The 17,143-nt window shown below is 71.8% G+C and carries 20 protein-coding genes; 16 read left to right on the top strand and 4 right to left on the bottom strand.

Going from position 1 to position 17,143, the window contains the following annotated elements; translation table 11 throughout:
* Window positions 1-13: 13 nt before the first annotated feature.
* Window positions 14-661: a DUF3515 family protein gene (locus AB0M36_RS34130; protein WP_364166287.1), complete on the bottom strand. Its 648-nt coding sequence runs from the start codon at window positions 659-661 to the stop codon at window positions 14-16.
* 1 nt (window position 662) lies between these two features.
* Entirely contained in the window at window positions 663-896 is a 234-nt protein-coding gene (locus AB0M36_RS34125) for an Lrp/AsnC ligand binding domain-containing protein (protein ID WP_071805731.1), read from the bottom strand.
* 273 nt (window positions 897-1,169) lie between these two features.
* On the opposite strand from AB0M36_RS34125, the gene AB0M36_RS34120 reads away from it, so the two are divergent.
* Both AB0M36_RS34120 and AB0M36_RS34115 read left to right on the top strand, forming a co-directional pair.
* Window positions 1,170-2,108 (top strand): thiamine-phosphate kinase, encoded by a 939-nt coding sequence (locus tag AB0M36_RS34120; RefSeq protein ID WP_364166406.1) that lies wholly within the window; start codon window positions 1,170-1,172, stop codon window positions 2,106-2,108.
* A 22-nt stretch (window positions 2,109-2,130) separates the two neighbouring features.
* Complete coding sequence (locus tag AB0M36_RS34115) at window positions 2,131-2,592, top strand: GNAT family N-acetyltransferase (RefSeq protein WP_364166286.1); 462 nt, start codon at window positions 2,131-2,133, stop codon at window positions 2,590-2,592.
* Between the two features lie 77 nt (window positions 2,593-2,669).
* Here AB0M36_RS34115 and rpmB read toward each other — a convergent pair whose 3' ends face one another.
* Window positions 2,670-2,861: a 50S ribosomal protein L28 gene (rpmB, locus tag AB0M36_RS34110; protein ID WP_023561910.1), complete on the bottom strand. Its 192-nt coding sequence runs from the start codon at window positions 2,859-2,861 to the stop codon at window positions 2,670-2,672.
* A gap of 187 nt (window positions 2,862-3,048) precedes the next feature.
* Here rpmB and AB0M36_RS34105 point away from each other — a divergent pair, with 187 nt between their 5' ends.
* From AB0M36_RS34105 to AB0M36_RS34080, 6 genes are all read left to right on the top strand, one after another.
* The gene (locus AB0M36_RS34105) at window positions 3,049-4,770 is read left to right on the top strand and encodes a DAK2 domain-containing protein (protein ID WP_364166285.1); all 1,722 of its coding nucleotides are present in this window, start codon (window positions 3,049-3,051) and stop codon (window positions 4,768-4,770) included.
* A complete protein-coding gene (gene recG, locus AB0M36_RS34100) occupies window positions 4,767-6,971 on the top strand; it encodes an ATP-dependent DNA helicase RecG (protein ID WP_364166283.1) in 2,205 nt (734 codons plus the stop codon). Before AB0M36_RS34105 ends, recG begins: the two co-directional genes overlap by 4 nt.
* On the top strand, window positions 6,968-7,315 hold the full coding sequence (locus AB0M36_RS34095; protein ID WP_364166282.1) for a DUF952 domain-containing protein: 348 nt from the start codon (window positions 6,968-6,970) through the stop codon (window positions 7,313-7,315). Before recG ends, AB0M36_RS34095 begins: the two co-directional genes overlap by 4 nt.
* Window positions 7,316-7,389: 74 nt before the next feature.
* Window positions 7,390-7,908, top strand: a complete 519-nt coding sequence (locus AB0M36_RS34090) for an isochorismatase family protein (protein WP_364166280.1) — start codon at window positions 7,390-7,392, stop codon at window positions 7,906-7,908.
* Window positions 7,902-8,318: a MerR family transcriptional regulator gene (locus tag AB0M36_RS34085; protein WP_364166279.1), complete on the top strand. Its 417-nt coding sequence runs from the start codon at window positions 7,902-7,904 to the stop codon at window positions 8,316-8,318. The genes AB0M36_RS34090 and AB0M36_RS34085 overlap by 7 nt, the downstream gene beginning before the upstream one ends.
* The gene (locus AB0M36_RS34080; protein WP_364166277.1) at window positions 8,315-9,349 is read left to right on the top strand and encodes an aldo/keto reductase; all 1,035 of its coding nucleotides are present in this window, start codon (window positions 8,315-8,317) and stop codon (window positions 9,347-9,349) included. Before AB0M36_RS34085 ends, AB0M36_RS34080 begins: the two co-directional genes overlap by 4 nt.
* A gap of 57 nt (window positions 9,350-9,406) precedes the next feature.
* Here the strand turns inward: AB0M36_RS34080 and AB0M36_RS34075 are convergent, their stop codons facing one another.
* Window positions 9,407-10,891: an LPXTG cell wall anchor domain-containing protein gene (locus AB0M36_RS34075; protein WP_364166275.1), complete on the bottom strand. Its 1,485-nt coding sequence runs from the start codon at window positions 10,889-10,891 to the stop codon at window positions 9,407-9,409.
* A 618-nt stretch (window positions 10,892-11,509) separates the two neighbouring features.
* On the opposite strand from AB0M36_RS34075, the gene rsmD reads away from it, so the two are divergent.
* The 8 genes from rsmD (at window position 11,510) to AB0M36_RS34035 (ending at window position 17,137) form a co-directional block, all read left to right on the top strand.
* Window positions 11,510-12,085 (top strand): 16S rRNA (guanine(966)-N(2))-methyltransferase RsmD, encoded by a 576-nt coding sequence (rsmD, locus tag AB0M36_RS34070; RefSeq protein ID WP_364166273.1) that lies wholly within the window; start codon window positions 11,510-11,512, stop codon window positions 12,083-12,085.
* Entirely contained in the window at window positions 12,082-12,561 is a 480-nt protein-coding gene (gene coaD / locus AB0M36_RS34065) for a pantetheine-phosphate adenylyltransferase (protein WP_364166272.1), read from the top strand. The genes rsmD and coaD overlap by 4 nt, the downstream gene beginning before the upstream one ends.
* Window positions 12,562-12,652: 91 nt before the next feature.
* On the top strand, window positions 12,653-13,150 hold the full coding sequence (locus AB0M36_RS34060; protein WP_364166270.1) for a hypothetical protein: 498 nt from the start codon (window positions 12,653-12,655) through the stop codon (window positions 13,148-13,150).
* A gap of 80 nt (window positions 13,151-13,230) precedes the next feature.
* Complete coding sequence (locus AB0M36_RS34055) at window positions 13,231-13,836, top strand: DUF177 domain-containing protein (protein ID WP_364166268.1); 606 nt, start codon at window positions 13,231-13,233, stop codon at window positions 13,834-13,836.
* 5 nt (window positions 13,837-13,841) lie between these two features.
* Window positions 13,842-14,015 carry a 50S ribosomal protein L32 gene (gene rpmF, locus AB0M36_RS34050; protein ID WP_364166266.1) on the top strand — a complete coding sequence of 58 codons (174 nt, stop codon included), beginning with the start codon at window positions 13,842-13,844 and terminating at the stop codon, window positions 14,013-14,015.
* A 103-nt stretch (window positions 14,016-14,118) separates the two neighbouring features.
* On the top strand, window positions 14,119-15,111 hold the full coding sequence (locus tag AB0M36_RS34045; protein WP_364166404.1) for a phosphate acyltransferase PlsX: 993 nt from the start codon (window positions 14,119-14,121) through the stop codon (window positions 15,109-15,111).
* Window positions 15,108-15,935: a ribonuclease III gene (gene rnc / locus AB0M36_RS34040; RefSeq protein ID WP_364166265.1), complete on the top strand. Its 828-nt coding sequence runs from the start codon at window positions 15,108-15,110 to the stop codon at window positions 15,933-15,935. The genes AB0M36_RS34045 and rnc overlap by 4 nt, the downstream gene beginning before the upstream one ends.
* The gene (locus AB0M36_RS34035) at window positions 15,932-17,137 is read left to right on the top strand and encodes a hypothetical protein (RefSeq protein ID WP_364166263.1); all 1,206 of its coding nucleotides are present in this window, start codon (window positions 15,932-15,934) and stop codon (window positions 17,135-17,137) included. The genes rnc and AB0M36_RS34035 overlap by 4 nt, the downstream gene beginning before the upstream one ends.
* The last annotated feature ends 6 nt before the right edge of the window (window positions 17,138-17,143 follow it).

Raw genomic sequence — 17,143 nt, 5'->3', positions numbered from 1 at the left:
GCCCCGACGCGGGTCAGGCGCAGCCGGTGGGCAGGCCCTCGGTGAGCGACTTGTCGGTCTTCACCACAGTGTCGGAGAACTCGTTCGCCCACTGAGCCGCCTGCGGGTACTGCTTCGGCACGGTGACCTGGACCGGCACCTCCCGGTCCATGGTGGTGAACGTGGTGGCGGTGGCCTGCTGGTTGGCGTACCAGCAGACGCGGTTCATGGTCATCAGCTCGGTGTCCAGGGGCACGCAGCCCGAACCGGTCTCCGTCAGCGACTTGCACAGCCGGGGCTGCGCCACTCCGCAGGCCACGGTGATGGGCGGCTCGCCGTAGGCGGCGTTCTGCTCGTGGCCGGCGCTGACCCTGCGGGGCGCGAGGTCGCGCACCCGCGTCGGAAGCTGGGACGTGACCGCCAGGCAGACCTGCGCGGTCCGGGCGGCCAGCTTCGGCGCGGCCATCTGCACCGGCGTGCTGGGCGCGACCGCGGGCTGGGTCGCGCTCGCCGCCGGAGCGGCCGTGCCGCCGGCGTCGCCGGGCCGCAGCTGGGAGAAGATCAGGAGCCCGACGAGGATCGCCACCGGCACGGCGACGACCGTCGCCCACAACGCGGCGCTGCGTGTCACCGGATCCCGGGTGGGTGGCTTCGGCTCGGTGCGGGTCTCCACGTCAACCATGTCAGAGATTTACCACGGAGCACGTCACGGTCCGGGTGATGCCTGGTACGTACTGGATTTTGCTCACAATCATCCGACCGAGTTCATCGACGCTGTGCCCCTCTGCCAGGACGACCACGTCGTAAGGCCCGGTGACCGCGTCGACGCGCACCACTCCCTGAATTTTGTCGATCGCGGCGGCCACGTCACGGGCCTTTCCGACCTCCGTCTGGATGAGGATGTATGCCTGGACCACGATCCGACTCCTATCCGCCGCCGGCTACCCGAACGTGAAACTACAGTACGGAGCGCGGTCCTGGCGGCACGCATCGCAGGCTCCTCGTCGGGGGGACGTCCCCGTCCGGTGGCCTGCTCCATTCGGCGGACCGCTCCATCCAGCGGGCCGCACCCCCGTCGGGCGCCGCCCGCCGGCGGGCATCACCATATTGGCGGGCTGATGGCGGGTTTCAACATGACGGCGCGGGCCGATCGGGCGTACCGCGACGGGGAAAACGAGGGAACGGTGGACGTGAGCATCGCGGAGGCGGGGGAGTTCGGGCTGATCGCCCGGATCGTCGCGCGGCTCGGGGACAGCCCGGCCGGCCTGCTCGGCCCGGGCGACGACGCCGCGGTGGTGCCCGCGCCGGATGGCCGGACGGTGGCATCGACGGACGTTCTGGTGGAGGGCCGGCACTTCCGGCGGGACTGGTCCAGCGCGGCCGACGTCGGCCACCGGGCGGCCGCCGCCAACCTGGCCGACATCGCGGCCATGGGCGCCGTGCCGACGGCGTTGCTGGTGGCGCTCTGCGTGCCGACGGACCTGGACGTCGCGTGGGTCGAGGAGTTGGCCGGGGGGCTCTCCGCGGAGGCGGCCCTGGTCGAGGCCAGAGTGGTGGGCGGCGACCTGTCGTCGAGCCCGACGCTGACCATCGCGGTGACGGCGCTGGGTGATCTCGGCGGGCGGCCACCGGTCGTGCGCAGCGGGGCTCAGCCGGGTGACGTCGTCGCGCTCGCCGGGCGTACGGGTTACGCGGCGGCGGGATACACGGTCCTGTCCCGCGGCTTCCGGACGCCGAAGGTGCTGGTGGAGGCTTACCGTCGGCCTTCCGTGCCGTATTCCGAGGGCCCCGCCGCGGCGGAACTCGGCGCGACGTCCCTGATCGACGTGTCGGACGGGCTGTTGCAGGATCTGGGTCACGTGGCGACGGCGAGCGTGGTCGGCATCGACATCAGGCGGGACGCGTTCGAGGTTCCGGACCAGATGCGCGACGCGGCCTCGGCGCTGGGCGTGGACCCGTACGGCTGGCTCCTGGCCGGCGGCGACGACCACGCCCTCGCCGCGACGTTCCCGGCGGGCACGACGTTGCCGCCGGCGTGGCGGGTGATCGGCAGCGTGCACGAGGGCACCGGGGTGACGGTCGACCGCAAGCCCTGGCAGGGCGGGACGGGCTGGGACCACTTCCGCTGAGCGGCCGGGCTAGCGTTGCCCCGTGGAAAAGATCGAAATCCGCGAGGCCCGCTTCGACGATCCCGCGGTGCAGGAACTCATCGGCCTGACAATGGCCGAGCTCAGCAGCAGGTACGGCGGCAGCGGCGACGACACCCCGGTGGCGCCGGCGGAGTTCGCCCCGCCGAACGGGGCGTTCTTCGTCGCGCGGGAGGCGTCGGGCCGCCTGATCGGTTGCGGGGGCTGGCGGGCGCACGGCGAGGACGCCGAGCTGAAACGCATGTTCACGCGCGCGTCGGCTCGGGGCCGCGGGGTGGCCCGCCAGGTGCTGGCGGCGATCGAGGAGTCGGCGCGGGCGCGAGGCCGCAAGCGGGTGATCCTCGAGACCGGCGACAAGCAGCCCGAGGCCATCGCCCTGTACGAGAAGAGCGGCTACGAGCGGATCGAGGACTTCGGCTACTACAAGGACGAGCCGGGGGTGCTCTCGTACGCCCGGGTTCTCTGATCCTGGCCGGGAGACACGCATAGCCGCCGGGTCACGAGGACCCGGCGGCTATGGAAAAAGCCGAAGAGAGCCGGCGGTCAGGCGCGGACGACCTTGCCGGCCTTGATGCACGAGGTGCAGACCTTGAGCTTCTTGGTGTTGCCGCCACCGGCCGGGGTGCGCACCGACTGGATGTTCGGGTTCCAGCGGCGGTTGGTCCGCCGGTGCGAGTGGGACACGTTGTGGCCGAAGCCCGGTCCCTTGCCACAGACGTCGCACACGCTAGCCACGGGGTACTCCTGGGATTGATACGCCGGGACGGGACTGGCCCGAGAACCGGCTGCGAACTGAGGGTGCCCCGGGCAGACTGCGCTCGGGCAACCTGGCCAGGTTACCCGATGGCCCGGGCGAACAGCCAATCGCCCTCTCGCCCCGGCGGATCCGGCATTTGTCGTAGGCGGTTAGTACGCTTTTCGAGTGCTGGAAACCCTGGATGCCGCGGCCGTGCGCCGATGGTGTGGTGCGGGGCTCGCCGCGTTGCGCGCTCACCAGCACGAAATCGACGAGCTGAACGTCTATCCGGTGCCCGACGGTGACACCGGCACCAACCTGGTCCTGACCCTGACCTCGGCCCAGGAGGCGCTGGAGGGGCCCGATTCGTCGCTCTTGGGGGAGGTGATGCGTCGGATGGCTCGCGGTGCGCTGCTGGGCGCTCGCGGCAACTCCGGCGTCATCGTCTCCCAGATTCTGCGCGGCATGGCCGACACCTTCGCCACGGCGCTGTCCGTCCGGGGAACGGAACTCGCCACGGCGCTGCGGACGGCGAGCGAGGCCGCCTATGCCGCGGTCGCCCGGCCCGTCGAGGGCACCGTGCTGTCCGTGATGGCCGCCGCGGCCGACGGCGCGGGACGCGGCAAGTCCGACGACCTGCTGGCGGTGGCGCGGGCGGCGGCCCAGGCGGCGGCCGAGGCACTGGCCCGCACGCCGCAGCAGCTGCCCGCGCTGGCGCGCGCCGGGGTGGTGGACGCGGGTGGCCGCGGCCTGGTGCTGCTGCTGGACGCGCTGGTCGAGGCGGTCAGCACCACCACCACCATCATCGACGGCGAGACGCCGGTCGCCCCGGCCGCGACGTGCGGTGCGAAGGACGGCGAGACCGCGCCCGATGAGGGATCCGGGTTCGGCTACGAGGTGCAGTTCCTGCTCGATGCCGATCCGGCGCCGGTCGAGGCCATGAAGCGAACGCTCGACGCTCTGGGGGACTCGCTGGTGGTGGTCGGCACCGGCGAGGGGCAACCGCCCACCTGGAACGTGCACGTCCACGTGGACGTCGACGACATCGGGGCCGCCATCGAGGCCGGGGTCGTCGCGGGCCGCCCGCACCGGATCTCGGTGAACCGGCTCGAGGACCGGTCCCACGGCCGCCCCGCCGACGTGGCCGTCCGGCCCGGGCCCGAGGCGGCCGCGACCGGGATCGCCGCGGCCGGGGGCGAGGAGCACGCGGAGACCGGCGGATGGGAGGCCGGGGACCGGGGCGCCGTCGTGGTTGCCGCCGGGGAGGGGCTGACCTCGCTCTTCGTCGACGAGGGAACGGTCGTGGTCGGCCGAAATCCCTCGACCGCGGAGATGCTCGCGGCGGTCGCGGAGACCGGCGCGCGGCGGGTCGTGCTGCTGCCGAACGACGCGAACACCCACGCCGTCGCCGTCTCCGCCGCCCAGGAGGCCGACGCTGCGGGCATCCGGGTCATCGTCGTGCCGACCCGGTCGCCGGTGCAGGCCCTCGCCGCGCTCGCGGTGCGCGACTCGCAGCGGCGTTTCGACGACGACGTCATCGCGATGGCCGAGGCCGCCGGTGCCTGCCGCTACGGCGAGGTGACGACCGCGGCACGCGAGGCGCTGACCGTTGCCGGCCGCTGCCATCCCGGCGATCTCCTCGGCTTGGTCGACGGCGAGGTCCACGTCATCAGTGGTCCCGAGGAGGGAACGGCGCCGGACCAGGCGCTCGCCGACCTCTGCCGTCAGCTCCTCGACCGCATGCTCGGCGGCGGCGGCGAGCTGGTCACCCTCGTGCTCGGCGCCGACGCCCCCGCCGCGCTCGAGGAGACGCTGCGCTCGCATGTCGCGCAGGCGTGGCCCTTCGTCGAGGTGCAGTGTTATACGGGCGGCCAGCCCCGATACCACCTCCTGGCAGGAGTGGAATGAGCGACACCACCACGGCGACGACGACCGCCACCCCGTTGGGCAAGGTGCTCGGGGAACGGACGGCGAAGGCGCTGGCCACGCATCTCGACCTGCACACCGCGGGCGATCTGGTCTACCACTTCCCGCGCCGCTACGACGAGCGCGGCGAACACACCGACCTGCGACAGCTCCAGGTGGGCGAGCAGGTCACCCTGCTCGCGCAGGTCAAGAGCGCCACCGTACGCCCGATGCGCCAGCGCCGCGGCACCATGCTGGAGATCACCGTCGGGGACGGGTCGGGTGCGACCCTGACCTGCACCTTCTTCAACCAGGCCTGGCGTGAACGGGAGCTGCGCACCGGACGGTGGGGACTGTTCGCCGGCAAGGTCACCGACTTCCGGGGCAAGCGGCAGCTCAACGGGCCCGCCTATCAGCTGCTGCGGGCCGACGCGACGCAGGACGAGGCCGCCGAGGAGATCGAGGAGTTCGCCGGCGCGCTCATCCCCGTGTACCCGGCCGCGGCCGCCGTGCCGACCTGGACGATCGCCAAGTGCGTGCGGACCGTGCTCGACACCTTCGAGCCGCCCGCCGACCCGCTGCCGGGTGCGGTCCGAGCGAATCGCAACCTGGTCGGGATCGGCGTCGCGCTGCGGGAGATCCACCGGCCCAGCTCCAAGGAGGAGCTGTACAAGGCGAAGTACAGATTGAAGTGGGACGAGGCCTTCGCCGTACAGCTGACGCTCGTGCAGCGTAAGGCGCGCGCGGCCGCCGCTCCCGGACGGTCTCGACCACGACGCGACGACGGGATCCTGGCCGCGTTCGACGCGAGCCTGCCCTACGAGCTGACCGAGGGTCAGGCGCGGGTCGGCGAGGAGATCTCGGCGGACCTGGAGCGTGCCCATCCGATGCACCGGCTGTTGCAGGGCGAGGTCGGCTCGGGCAAGACCCTGGTCGCGGTGCGCGCGATGCTCCAGGTCGTGGACGCCGGCGGGCAGGCGGCGCTGCTCGCTCCCACGGAGGTGCTCGCCACCCAGCACCACCGCAGCATCAGCGCCCAGCTCGGTGCGCTGGGCCGGGCCGGCGAGCTCGACGGCGACCCGGCGGGCACCCAGCTCACCCTCGTCACCGGGTCGCTCGGCGCGGCGGCGCGGCGCGCCGCGCTCGCCCGGGTGGGCGACGGCAGCGCGGGCATCGTCGTGGGCACGCACGCTCTGCTGTACGAAGGGGTCGACTTCCGCGATCTCGGCCTGGTGGTCGTGGACGAGCAGCACCGCTTCGGCGTCGAGCAGCGCGACGCGTTGCGGGCCAAGGCCGCCCAACCCCCGCACGTCCTGGTCATGACCGCCACGCCGATCCCCCGGACGGTCGCCATGACCGTGTACGGCGACCTGGAGACCTCCACCCTGTCCCAGCTGCCCCGCGGCCGGTCGCCGATCGCCTCGCACGTCGTGCCGCCGGAGCGCCCGGCCTTCCTCGACCGCGCCTGGCAGCGCGTCAAGGAGGAGGTCCGAGCCGGTCATCAGGCATACGTGGTGTGTCCGCGGATCGGGGACGCGGCCGGCGCCGAGGACGACGGCGAACCGCCATCTGACAATGAGCCCGCTCGGCGCCCGCCGCTGGCGGTCCTCGACGTGGCACCGATCCTCGAGGAGGGTCCGCTGCACGGCCTGCGGATCGGGGTGCTGCACGGGCGGCTGCCCGCCGAGGAAAAGGACGCGGTGATGCGCCGCTTCGCCGCCGGCGACCTGGACGTGCTGGTCGCCACGACGGTGATCGAGGTCGGCGTGGACGTGCCCAACTCCACCGTCATGATCATCATGGATGCGGACCGGTTCGGCGTCTCCCAGCTCCACCAGCTCCGCGGCCGCGTCGGGCGGGGCTCGGCGCCCGGCATCTGCCTGCTGGTCACGGAGGCGGTCGAGGGCACCCCGGCCCGCGAGCGTCTCGACGCGGTCGCGTCCACTACGGACGGCTTCAAGCTCGCCGAGCTCGACCTGGAGCAGCGCCGCGAGGGCGACGTGCTGGGCGCCTCACAGTCCGGCCGGCACAGTCACCTGCGGCTGCTGTCGCTGTTGCGCGACAGCAAGCTCATCACCGACGCCCGCGCCGAGGCCGCCGAGCTGGTCGGTGACGATCCCACCCTCGCCCGGCACCCGGCGCTGGCCGCCTCCGTGGCCGCCCTGGTCGACGAGGAACGCGCCGAGTATTTGGAGAAGGGATGATCCTTCACTTCTGCCCCCGCGCCGAGTGGGAGGCGGCGGTCGCGGCGGGCACCTACCGCGCCGCGTCCCTGGACACGCAGGGCTTCATCCACTGCTCCACACCGGAGCAGGTGCACATCCCGGCGACCCTGCTCGCCCGGGGCCGCACGGACCTTGTGCTGCTGATACTGGACGAGAAGCTGTTGCGGGCACCCGTGGTGTGGGAGGACGGTGATCCCCCGGATCCGGGCGGCATGCAATTCCCGCACCTGTACGCCCCCATCCCGGTGGAGGCGGTCACGGCGGTGCACGAGTGGCGTCCGGAGCCCGACGGCTCCTTCCAGCCTCCGGATCTGCGTTCCTGATCTCGATCTCCCCGCTTGCGTTTTCGATCTTCCCGCTTGCGTTGGAGTGCACTCCAACCCGTAGCGTCGGCGCCATGGGGAAGCAAGCCGGAAACACCACCCTGCTGGAGATCGACTGGCAGGCCTGGATCGCCGAGATGGGACACGACTCCCGCGCCGCCGTCAGGGCGCGAACGGTCCGGTCCGCGGCCCGTGCCCGGGGCTGGCCGGTGATCTGCAGCCGATATCTCTCCGCCGATCCGGCCGATCGGTCGCGCGCCGACCCGCACAGCCCGGACGCGTCCTTCCTCGCCGGGCTCGGGCCGGAGCCGGGGGACCCGGTCGTGACCAAGCATGATCGCGACATCTTCGACGTTGCGGAGCTGCCGGCCCTGCTCGCCCGGCTGCACACCGACCGCCTGCTGCTCACCGGTCTCGTGACCGACCACGGGGTCGCGTTGGCGGCGATCAGCGCCGCCGCCCGCGACTGGGCGGTCACCGTGGTCGCCGACGCCTGCGCGGCGACCAGCGCCCGGGCCCACGACCAGACTCTGGCCGAGCTCCGCGCGGCCGGCATCGAGATCGTCGGCGCCGACGAGGTGGCGACGTGGTGAGCCCCGGCAGCACGATCGCCGAGGTCGCCGAGCGAACGGGTCTCTCCAAGGACACGCTGCGCTGGTACGAGGCGGAGGGCCTCATACCGAGCGTGCGCCGCGACGCCAGCGGCTACCGGACGTACGACGACGCCGCCGTCCGGATCATCGACCTCGTCGTCCGGCTGCGACGCACCGGCATGCCGGTGCGGGAGACCAAGGACTTCGTCGCGATGACCCGGGAGGGCGCGGCCACCCACGGGCGGCGGCTGGCCCTGCTCCAGGAGCATCGCGATCGCGTGCGCGCGCACCTCGAACAACTGGAGGGTGACCTCCACGCCATCGAATCCAAGATCGATCACTATGTCGGACTCATCGCCGAGGGGCGCGACTGCGCCGCCTCGGAAGTGAGCGGGAGGAGCTTGGGATGACCGCCACCGTACCCACCGTCGCGCTCGGCGACGGGTTGTCCGTCAGCAAGATCGGCTTTGGCGGCATGGCGCTGAGCCATGTCTACGGAGGCACCGATCCCGACGCCGCCCTGCGGACCCTTCATCACGCGGTCGACCAGGGAGTGACGTTCATCGACACCGCGGACGTCTACGGCAAGCCACGCGACGGCAGCACCGGGCCGGCCGGGACCAACGAGGAGCTGATCGCGAAGCTCCTGGCGGACCGGCGTGACGAGATCACCATCGCGACCAAGTTCGGCATCACCGGCGCGGTCGGCGTTCCCGGCGCCAAGGCGGCCCGCGGCGACCGCGACTACGTCCGCGCGGCCTGCGAGGCATCTCTGCGGCGGCTGGGAACCGACGTCATCGACCTCTACTACCTGCACCGTCGCCAGCTCGACATCGCGATCGAGGAGACCGTCGGTGCGATGGCCGAGCTCGTCGCGGAGGGCAAGGTTCGGCACCTCGGCCTGTCGGAGGTGACGGCCGACGAACTTCGGGCCGCCGCGCGGGTGCATCCCATCGCCGCCGTGCAGAGCGAGTGGAGCCTCTGGTCCCGCGACGTCGAGGCCCGGGTTGTACCGGCGGCGCGCGAGGTCGGGGCGGGATTCGTGCCCTACAGCCCCCTGGGGCGGGGCTTCCTGACCGGGGCCATGACGCCGGAGAAGATCGCGGCCGGCATGCTGCGCGAAGAGCCACGGTTCGTCGAGCATTTCGCGGCCAACCAGCGGGTCGTCGAGCTCCTGCGGGAGATCGGCCGGGAAAACGGGGCGACCGCGGCGCAGATGGCGCTCGCCTGGCTGTGGGCCCAGGGCGAGGCCCTCGGGCTGGCGGTCGTGCCGATCCCCGGCACGCGGTCACCGGAGCGGGTCACCGAGAACGCCGCCGCCCTGCGGGTGAGTCTGAGCCCGGCGCAGAAGGCCCGCCTGGACAGCGCGGCCGACCTCGTCGAGGGCGACCGCAACCTGACCTTCATGCCCCGGGACTGGATCTCCGCGGACCGCGAGTGAGAAATGGGAAGAGGGCGCGCCGGCAGGTGCCGGCGCGCCCTCTTTCGTCGTGCGGTGTTACGCGGTGAAGGTGATCTTGCGACGGCGGGCCATGACGAACAGCACGCCACCGAGGATCAGCAGCAGGGCCGCGCCGCCCGCGATGCTGCCGGCGACCGGGCCGGTCAGGGGCAGGGTGGGCTCGTCGTCCTTGCCGCCACCGCCTCCGCCGCCGTTGTCACAGTCGAGCTTCTCGAGCGTGGCCTTGATCGGCTCCACGTCCATGCCGGGGAAGTCGATCGTCGCGTAGGTCGCCTTGCCCGCCTTGAAGGAGACCTTCTCCGAGGTGCCGGCGGCCGTGGTCAGCGACTCGGTCTTGTCGCCGTACGTGATCTTCGCGGTCGCCGGGGTGACGCCCTTGGGGTTCTCGACGGTGATCGTCACGGTGTCGCAGTCGTTCTCGACGATGACCGTGGGCAGGTCGCAGTCCTCCGGCAGGGTCCAGTCGTAGACGACGTTGTCCATGCCCTCGGCGGTGACCGTGATGGTGCCCGAGCCGGCCGGGACCTCGACGGTCTCGCCCTTGCCGGTCTTCACGGTGACGGTCTTGCTGAACTCGCCGGCCTTGATGGTGAAGTCGACCGGGTACTTGTCGGTCAGCCCGTCGTTGCTGAGGTTGAGCGCGACGGTGCCGTCGCACTGCGACAGCGGCTGCACCTTGGGGGTGTGACAGCTCGCGGAGCCGCCGTTGAACCGGCCCAGCGGGCCCGTCGACCGGCCGCCGAGGCCGTTCTCGCCGCCGAGCATCTTGTCGCCGTAACGCGGCCCGGCGTTGGTGATCTCCGTGATGATCTCTTCCGCGCCGCCGAAGAAGAGGTCGACCTGGGTGTTGCAGTCCGGCACGTTGACCGTGAGCGTCACCGAGCGCTGCTCGTTGGTGATCTTGTCGGTGTCGCTGTCGAAGGCGTACAGCGGCACCGAGACCTGCGGCTTGGGCGCGAAGTAGGACACGAGCGTGACGGGCTCGCCCTCGCACAGCTTGACGCCGTCGTCCAGGGACACGGTCGCAGTGGAGGCCTTGCCGTTCACGCCGAAGGTGTGGTGGAACGCGGCCTCGCCCGCCTCGACACAGGGCGTCTCGACCGGCGCGCAGGGCTCGCTGAGGTCGACCCGGCCCTCGTTGTTCTCGTCGACGTAGCCGTCGGAGGACCAGATCGACCGGAAGGAGATGGTGGCTTCCTTCTCGTTGCCGGTCACCCGCTGGGTGAGCGTGAGCTCCCCGTCGCGCCTGGTCGCCGGCGGGATGGTGGGATTGCCCTCGGTGGCCTTCTCGACGGCGGTGGGCGCGGCGGTCAGGTCGGCGACGGTGGCGGCGGTCGGGTAGTCGTTGGTGAGCGTCCAGGTCACGATCCGCGTGCCGGTGGCGGTGTCGCAGACGGCCGTGCCGTGGACGTTCGAGGCGTGGGCGCTGGCGGGCGCGGAGACGACCGCGGCGCCACCCAGGCCGATGAGCGCGCCGGCGAGCACTGTCGCGGCGCGGCGGAGCGGGGAGTTCAACTTCACGCTTACTCCTGAGGGCGGTGAAACGAGGGGGGCCACGACGTCGATGGAGGCGGCGGCTCGCGCCGGGCGACGGCGGGCCGGAGACGACGCCTCCCCGCGTCGTCGAGCCGACAGCGTGTCGTCGGCGCGGCTGACCTTAGCGACTGAGAAAAATCTGGGAAGGGGCTCAGAATCAGCTAAGGCTCTTGTTGCGGATCCGAGATCATCGCTCCACGGAGAGCATTTCGACCGATGCGGCGGGTATAAATCGACCACCGTATTCGTCACCCAGACGAGTGGCCGGCGTGCCTACCGTGACGGTCGACGCGCTCCGAAAAATTGCGCATTTGCCCTGGTCAGGCCCCGATCCGTCAGTCGGGTCGCAACGTCCTCGGGCCGTCGGGAGCGGCAGAAGATCCACTGTGGCACCGTCCGGTCGGCACCCACGCGGACCAATCGGGAAAATAGCGCATAAGCCTCAGGGGAGTGCGATGCGCATTCGCAATCTTCTCTATACGGATGGCAATTGCGTCGATGCGCCGGGTGCCATTTCGGAGGGAAAAGTTCACTCCGCAGTGGTGGGTGCTTTGTGGTGGCGTAGCGTCGCAGCGTGCTATCGGACCTCTCGCGCGACGCCGCATGACCAGGATCATCGCCGGCGCCCATGGCGGTCGCCGGCTGGCCGCACCGCCCGGCTCGCTCACCAGACCCACCGCCGACCGGGTGCGGGAGGCGTACTTCAGTGCCCTGGGCACGATGGTCGACCTGGAGGGCGCCCGCTTCGCCGACCTCTACGCGGGCTCCGGCGCGATCGGCCTGGAGGCGCTGTCGCGCGGCGCGGCGCACGCGCTGCTGGTCGAGGCGGACGGCAAGGCGGCCCGGGTCATCCGCGACAACATCGTGGCGCTGCGCGTCGGCGACGCCGCGCGGCTGGTCACCGGCAAGGTCGCCCAGGTGATCGCCGCCCCTCCGGAGGGTGGGCCCTACGACGTCGTGTTCGCCGATCCGCCGTACGCGGTCACCGACGACGAGGTCGCCGAGGTGCAGCAGTTGCTCCTGGACCACGGTTGGCTCGCACCGGACGCCGTGGTGACCTTCGAGCGCTCCTCGCGGACGGCGGTCCGCGGCGAGCCGCTGGGGTGGGTGGACGGCATCACCGACGAGCGCAGTCGCCGCTACGGCGAGACCACACTTTGGTACGGTCGCCGATCATGAGACGAGCGGTCTGCCCCGGATCCTTCGATCCCGTCACCAACGGCCACCTCGACATCGTCGGGCGGGCCAGCCGGCTGTTCGACGAGGTGATCGTCGGAGTGCTGATCAATCACTCGAAGACCGGCCTGTTCAGCGTCGACGAGCGGATCGGCATGCTCCGCGAGGCGACCGCCAAGTACGGCAACGTCCGCGTCGAGTCGTTCCACGGCCTCCTGGTCGACTTCTGCCGGACGCAGGACGCCGCCGTGGTGATCAAGGGTCTGCGCGCGGTCAGCGACTTCGACTACGAATTGCAGATGGCGCAGATGAACATCGGGCTCTCCGGCGTGGAGACCCTGTTCATGCCGACCAACCCGCTCTACTCCTTCCTCTCTTCCAGTCTGGTCAAGGACGTGGTCAAGTGGGGTGGGGACGCGTCGGCGTACGTGCCCGACTTCGTCGGGGAGCGGCTCGTGACGAGGCTGCGGCAAAACTGACGGCGTGGCCTTCTCGACCTCGTCGCCGGGTTCGGCAGTAACGTGATCGCACCACTCAGCGTGAGTGCTGTCTGACAGGAGTGAGGCGCCGGTGGATCCGCTCGACCGCATCGACGAGATCATCTCCATGGTGGAGCAGGCACGGTCCGTCCCGATGTCCCGCACCAACTTCATGTTCGACCGCGCCGAGATGGTGGCGCTCCTGGACGAGCTGCGCTCGGAGCTCCCCGGCGACCTGCGCCGTGCCGTCGCCCTCCTCGAGGAGCGCGACAAGATCATCGATGCGGGCAAGCGCGAGGCGGACCGGATCATCAGCGAGGGCGAGACGGAGCACGCCCGGCTCGTCTCGGTGAACGAGATCACGGTCTCGGCCGAGCACGAGGGCGCCCGGATCATCTCCGAGGCCCGCGCGGAGGCACAGCGCCTGCGGGAGGAGGTCGACGACTACGTCGACACCGCGCTGGCCAACTTCGAACAGTTCCTCACCCGGGCCCTGGCGTCGATAGAGCGTGGCCGAGACAAGATGCACGCGCTGCGCGAGATCGGCACCTTCCAGGGCGAGGACAGCGAACGCCCCCTGCCGTTCTGAGCGGCCGGGGTCGATTCGACGCTACGGACCCTGCTCAGGTAACCTTTCCTGTCGGCCTATCCCAAGGCTGAGGACTCACGATGCCCAAGTCACCGCAGAAACACCTCGATCCCAGGCAGCCGCTGGTCGTCGACACGACGAAGCTCCCGCGCCGGCCCGGGTCGACGCGTGCCCTGAAGCGGGTCGTCCCGGCGCCGGCGGACCTCGGTCTTGAGCTGATCTCGGTGCCCGTGGGCTCCGACCTCGAGCTCGATCTGAGCTTGACGTCGGTTTCCGAGGGCGTGTATGTCAGCGGCAACGTGCGCGGCTCACTCTCCGGTGAGTGCGGGCGCTGCCTCAACGAGATCTCCCAATCGTTCGACGTTTCCCTCGCCGAGCTGTTCGCCTACGAGGACAGCACCACGGAGGAGACGACGGACGAGGACGAGGTGGGCCGGATGCAGGGCGACCTGATCGACCTGGAGGCGGCGGTCCGCGACGCGGTGGTGCTCACGCTGCCGACCAACCCGGTCTGCCGCCAGGACTGCCCTGGGTTGTGCCCCGAGTGTGGGGTGCATCTCGACGACCTCCCGGCCGATCACAGCCACGAGGACGTCGACCCCCGCTGGGCCGCTTTGCGCACCATGTCGGCTGAGCAGCCGACTGCGGCTTCGCCGCAATATCAGCAAAACCGGATCGAGGAGTAGGTACCGTGGCCGTCCCCAAGCGCAAGATGTCGCGCAGCAACACCCGGTCCCGCCGGGCGAACTGGAAGGCGACCGCGGTCTCGACCGTGTCCTGCCCCCAGTGCAAGTCGCCGAAGCTGCCGCACACCGCCTGCTCGGTCTGCGGCACCTACAACGGTCGTCAGGTCCTCGAGGTCTGAGCCTCGAGGAGTGACACGCCCGACTATCGGGCGGGTCGAGCCTGAGCAGCGGCGAACGTCCGGTGCCCCGGGCCCGACGCAGGCCGGCCTCACGGCCGGCGCTGTGCGGGAGCCGGGCACCGCGCGGATCGCCGTCGACCTCCTCGGCGGGGACCAAGCTCCCGCCGTCGTGGTTGACGGCGCTCTGCGCGCCTGCCAGGCCGATCCGGCCCTTCAACTTTTGCTCGTCGGCCCGGTGGAAGCGGCCGACGCGGTTCTCGCTGCCCTGGGCCCGGGAGACCGTGACCGCGTCCGCGCCGTCGCGGCACCGACCGGCCCGCAGGCCCAGGACCGGGACGTGAGCAGCGTCGAGTCCGGCGTGCGCTCGGCCGTGCTGGCCGTCGCCCAGGGCCTGGCCGACGCCGTCGTCTCGGCCGGCAACACCGGCGCCACCGTCACCTCCGCGGCACTGGGTCTCGGCCGCTGGCCCGGGGTGCGCCGTCCCGCCCTCGCCGCCGTCCTGCCCAGCGCCGCCGGCCGGCTCGTCCTGCTCGACGTGGGTTCGTCCGTCGACCCCGACGAGACGACCCTGGCCATGCACGCGCGACTCGGCGCCGCGTACGCCTCGGTGGTGCACGGCGTCGCGGCCCCCCGCGTCGGGCTCCTCACCATCGGCACCGAGCGCGGCAAGGGCGACCGCCTGCGCCGCGCGGCCCCCGCCGTCCTCGCCCAGCTCGACCTGCCCGCCGGTGGCCGCTACGCCGGCCTGGTCGAGGGCAACGACGTCGTCGTGGGCGCGTCGGCCGACGTCGTGGTGACCGACGGCTTCACCGGCAACGTTCTGCTCAAAGGCCTCGAAACGGCGTACGCGCTGCTGGGAGCCCCGCACTCGGGGGCGGTCCCGCCGCGGGCGGCCGTGCTGCTCGGAGTCGGCGGCACCGTCGTCGTCTGCCACGGTGCCGCGTCCGGCACCGACATCGCCGCGGGCATCGGCTTCGCCGCCACCCTGCACCGCCAGGCCGCCGTCGCGGCCATAGCCGATCTGATCACCGGTTCCCCAGGACCCGGCCAAGGACCACACGACCCGGATCCGCACAGCGCAAGAGGTGGTTCATGAGTAACGACAAGCGGCGGCCGCGACCCTCGACCGAGCCGCTCGAGGAGGCCTTCGGGGTCCCCCTCGAGCCGGAGCTGCTCGAGCGGGCGCTCACCCACCGCTCGTACGCGTACGAGAACGGCGGACTGCCCACCAACGAGCGCCTGGAGTTCCTGGGCGACTCGGTCCTCGGGGTGGTCATCACCTCGGCGCTGTTCCACAACCACCCGGACCTGCCCGAGGGCCAGCTCGCCAAGCTGCGCGCCAGCGTCGTCAACATGCACGCGCTCGCCGACGTGGCCCGCACCCTGGGACCGCAGGGCCTCGGACCGCACCTGCTGCTGGGCAAGGGCGAGGAGACGACCGGCGGCCGGGACAAGGCCAGCATCCTCGCCGACACCCTGGAGGCGCTGCTCGGGGCGATCTACCTCGAGCACGGGCTCGACACCGCCAGCGAGGTCATCCACCGGCTGTTCGACCCGCTGATGGCCGAGTCGGCCGGCCGGGGCGCCGCACTGGACTGGAAGACCAGCCTCCAGGAGCTGACCGCGGCGCTCGGCCTCGGCGTGCCGGACTACGTCATCGACGACGCCGGCCCGGACCACGCCAAGACCTTCACCGCCTGGGTGGTGGTGGCCGGGGAGCGCTACGGCGGATCCGACGGGCGCAGCAAGAAGCAGGCGGAGCAGCGGGCCGCCGCCGCGGCCTGGCGCACCCTCACCGAGCGGGCCGAGGCGGAGACCCCACCGCCCGCGGTCGCCGGCGGCGGGCACGCGGAGCTGTCGCCGGCCGACAGCCGCAACGCCGCCGCCGAGGCCGACGACAGAAGCGCCGCCGGCCGGTGAGCGTGGCGGCCTCCAGCACGGACGACGCCCCGGCCGCGGACGGGGATGCGGCACCCGCCGCCGCTCGGAACCAGCGTCTCTGGGACGCCGCCGGGGGCTGGCACGGCGTTGCCGTCGCGGCCGGCATCCTGGCGCTCTCGCGGATCATCCAGCTCGCCCTGCTCGTCGGCCTGGACCGGGCCACCGAGAAGCCGGCCGGGCTGCGCGCCAACCTGCTCGTCTGGGACGGCGGCTGGTTCGTCAGGGCCGCCGCCGGCTATCCGCGGGGCTACACGTACGCCGCCGACGGCACCCTGGAAGGCAACGAGCTCGCGTTCTTCCCGCTCTACCCGATGCTCATCCGGGGCCTGTCCCACCTGGGGCTGAACCCCGGCACCGCCGCGCTCTCGGTGAGCTGGCTCGCCTCGATCGCCGCGGCCGTCGCCCTGCATCTGCTCGGCACGAGCCTGTACGGGCGCCGCGGCGGCTGGGCCCTGGTCGCGATCTGCTGCACGGCGCCGATGTCGGTCGTGCTCTCCATGGCGTACTCGGAGAGCCTGTTCCTCGCCCTGGTCGCCGGGATGCTCGTCGCCGCGCACCGCAAGGTGTGGTGGGCCGCCGGGCTTCTCGGCCTGGGCTGCGCCCTGACCCGGCCGACCGGCGCCGCGGCCGCGGTGGCTCTGGCCGTCGCCGCGGTCGTCGCGGTCCGCCACGATCCGGCCAGGAAGTGGCCGCCGCTCCTCGCGGCCGGCGTCGCGCTCGCCGGGGTCCCGGCGTTCCTCGGCTGGGTCGGATGGCGGGTGGGCGACGCCGACGCCTGGTTCCGGATCCAGACCGCCGGTTGGGGCACGTCCTTCGACTTCGGTTCCAGCACGCTGGGCTTCCTCACCGCCACGCTGACCGTCGGCGACGGCTGGGTGCCGATGAGTGTCGCGCTCATCCTGCTCGTCGCGGCGGCCGCTGCGGCCGCCGCGCTCGCCGGCCGTCCCTGGCTGCCGCTCACCGTCTACGGCGTGGTCGCGATGGTGCTCGTGTACGGCCAGGCGGGCTACTACCACTCCAAGCCGCGCCTGCTCCTGCCCGTACTGTTGACGCTCCTGCCGGCCGCAGCCGCGGCGGCCCGGGCCCGCCCCCGCGTCGCCATGTGCGCGATCGCCGCCTGGGCCGCCTTCGGCCTCTGGTACGGCGCGTACCTGCTGGCCGTGTGGCCCTACACCATCTAAAGGGAG

The organism is Actinoplanes sp. NPDC051346 (assembly GCF_040682215.1).
GTDB lineage: Bacteria > Actinomycetota > Actinomycetes > Mycobacteriales > Micromonosporaceae > Actinoplanes.
The sequence above is the reverse complement of the archived record's forward strand: the minus strand, read 5'-3'. Positions and strand labels throughout refer to the sequence as shown.

Bases quoted from the DNA above. Each gene is read 5' to 3' on its own strand.
- AB0M36_RS34130 (WP_364166287.1), bottom strand. From the start codon at position 661: ATGGTTGACGTGGAGACCCGCACCGAGCCGAAGCCACCCACCCGGGAT.
- coaD (WP_364166272.1), top strand. From the start codon at position 12,082: ATGAGACGAGCGGTCTGCCCCGGATCCTTCGATCCCGTCACCAACGGC.
- AB0M36_RS34090 (WP_364166280.1), top strand. From the start codon at position 7,390: ATGGGGAAGCAAGCCGGAAACACCACCCTGCTGGAGATCGACTGGCAG.
- AB0M36_RS34080 (WP_364166277.1), top strand. From the start codon at position 8,315: ATGACCGCCACCGTACCCACCGTCGCGCTCGGCGACGGGTTGTCCGTC.
- AB0M36_RS34055 (WP_364166268.1), top strand. From the start codon at position 13,231: ATGCCCAAGTCACCGCAGAAACACCTCGATCCCAGGCAGCCGCTGGTC.
- rsmD (WP_364166273.1), top strand. From the start codon at position 11,510: ATGACCAGGATCATCGCCGGCGCCCATGGCGGTCGCCGGCTGGCCGCA.
- AB0M36_RS34095 (WP_364166282.1), top strand. From the start codon at position 6,968: ATGATCCTTCACTTCTGCCCCCGCGCCGAGTGGGAGGCGGCGGTCGCG.
- rnc (WP_364166265.1), top strand. From the start codon at position 15,108: ATGAGTAACGACAAGCGGCGGCCGCGACCCTCGACCGAGCCGCTCGAG.
- recG (WP_364166283.1), top strand. From the start codon at position 4,767: ATGAGCGACACCACCACGGCGACGACGACCGCCACCCCGTTGGGCAAG.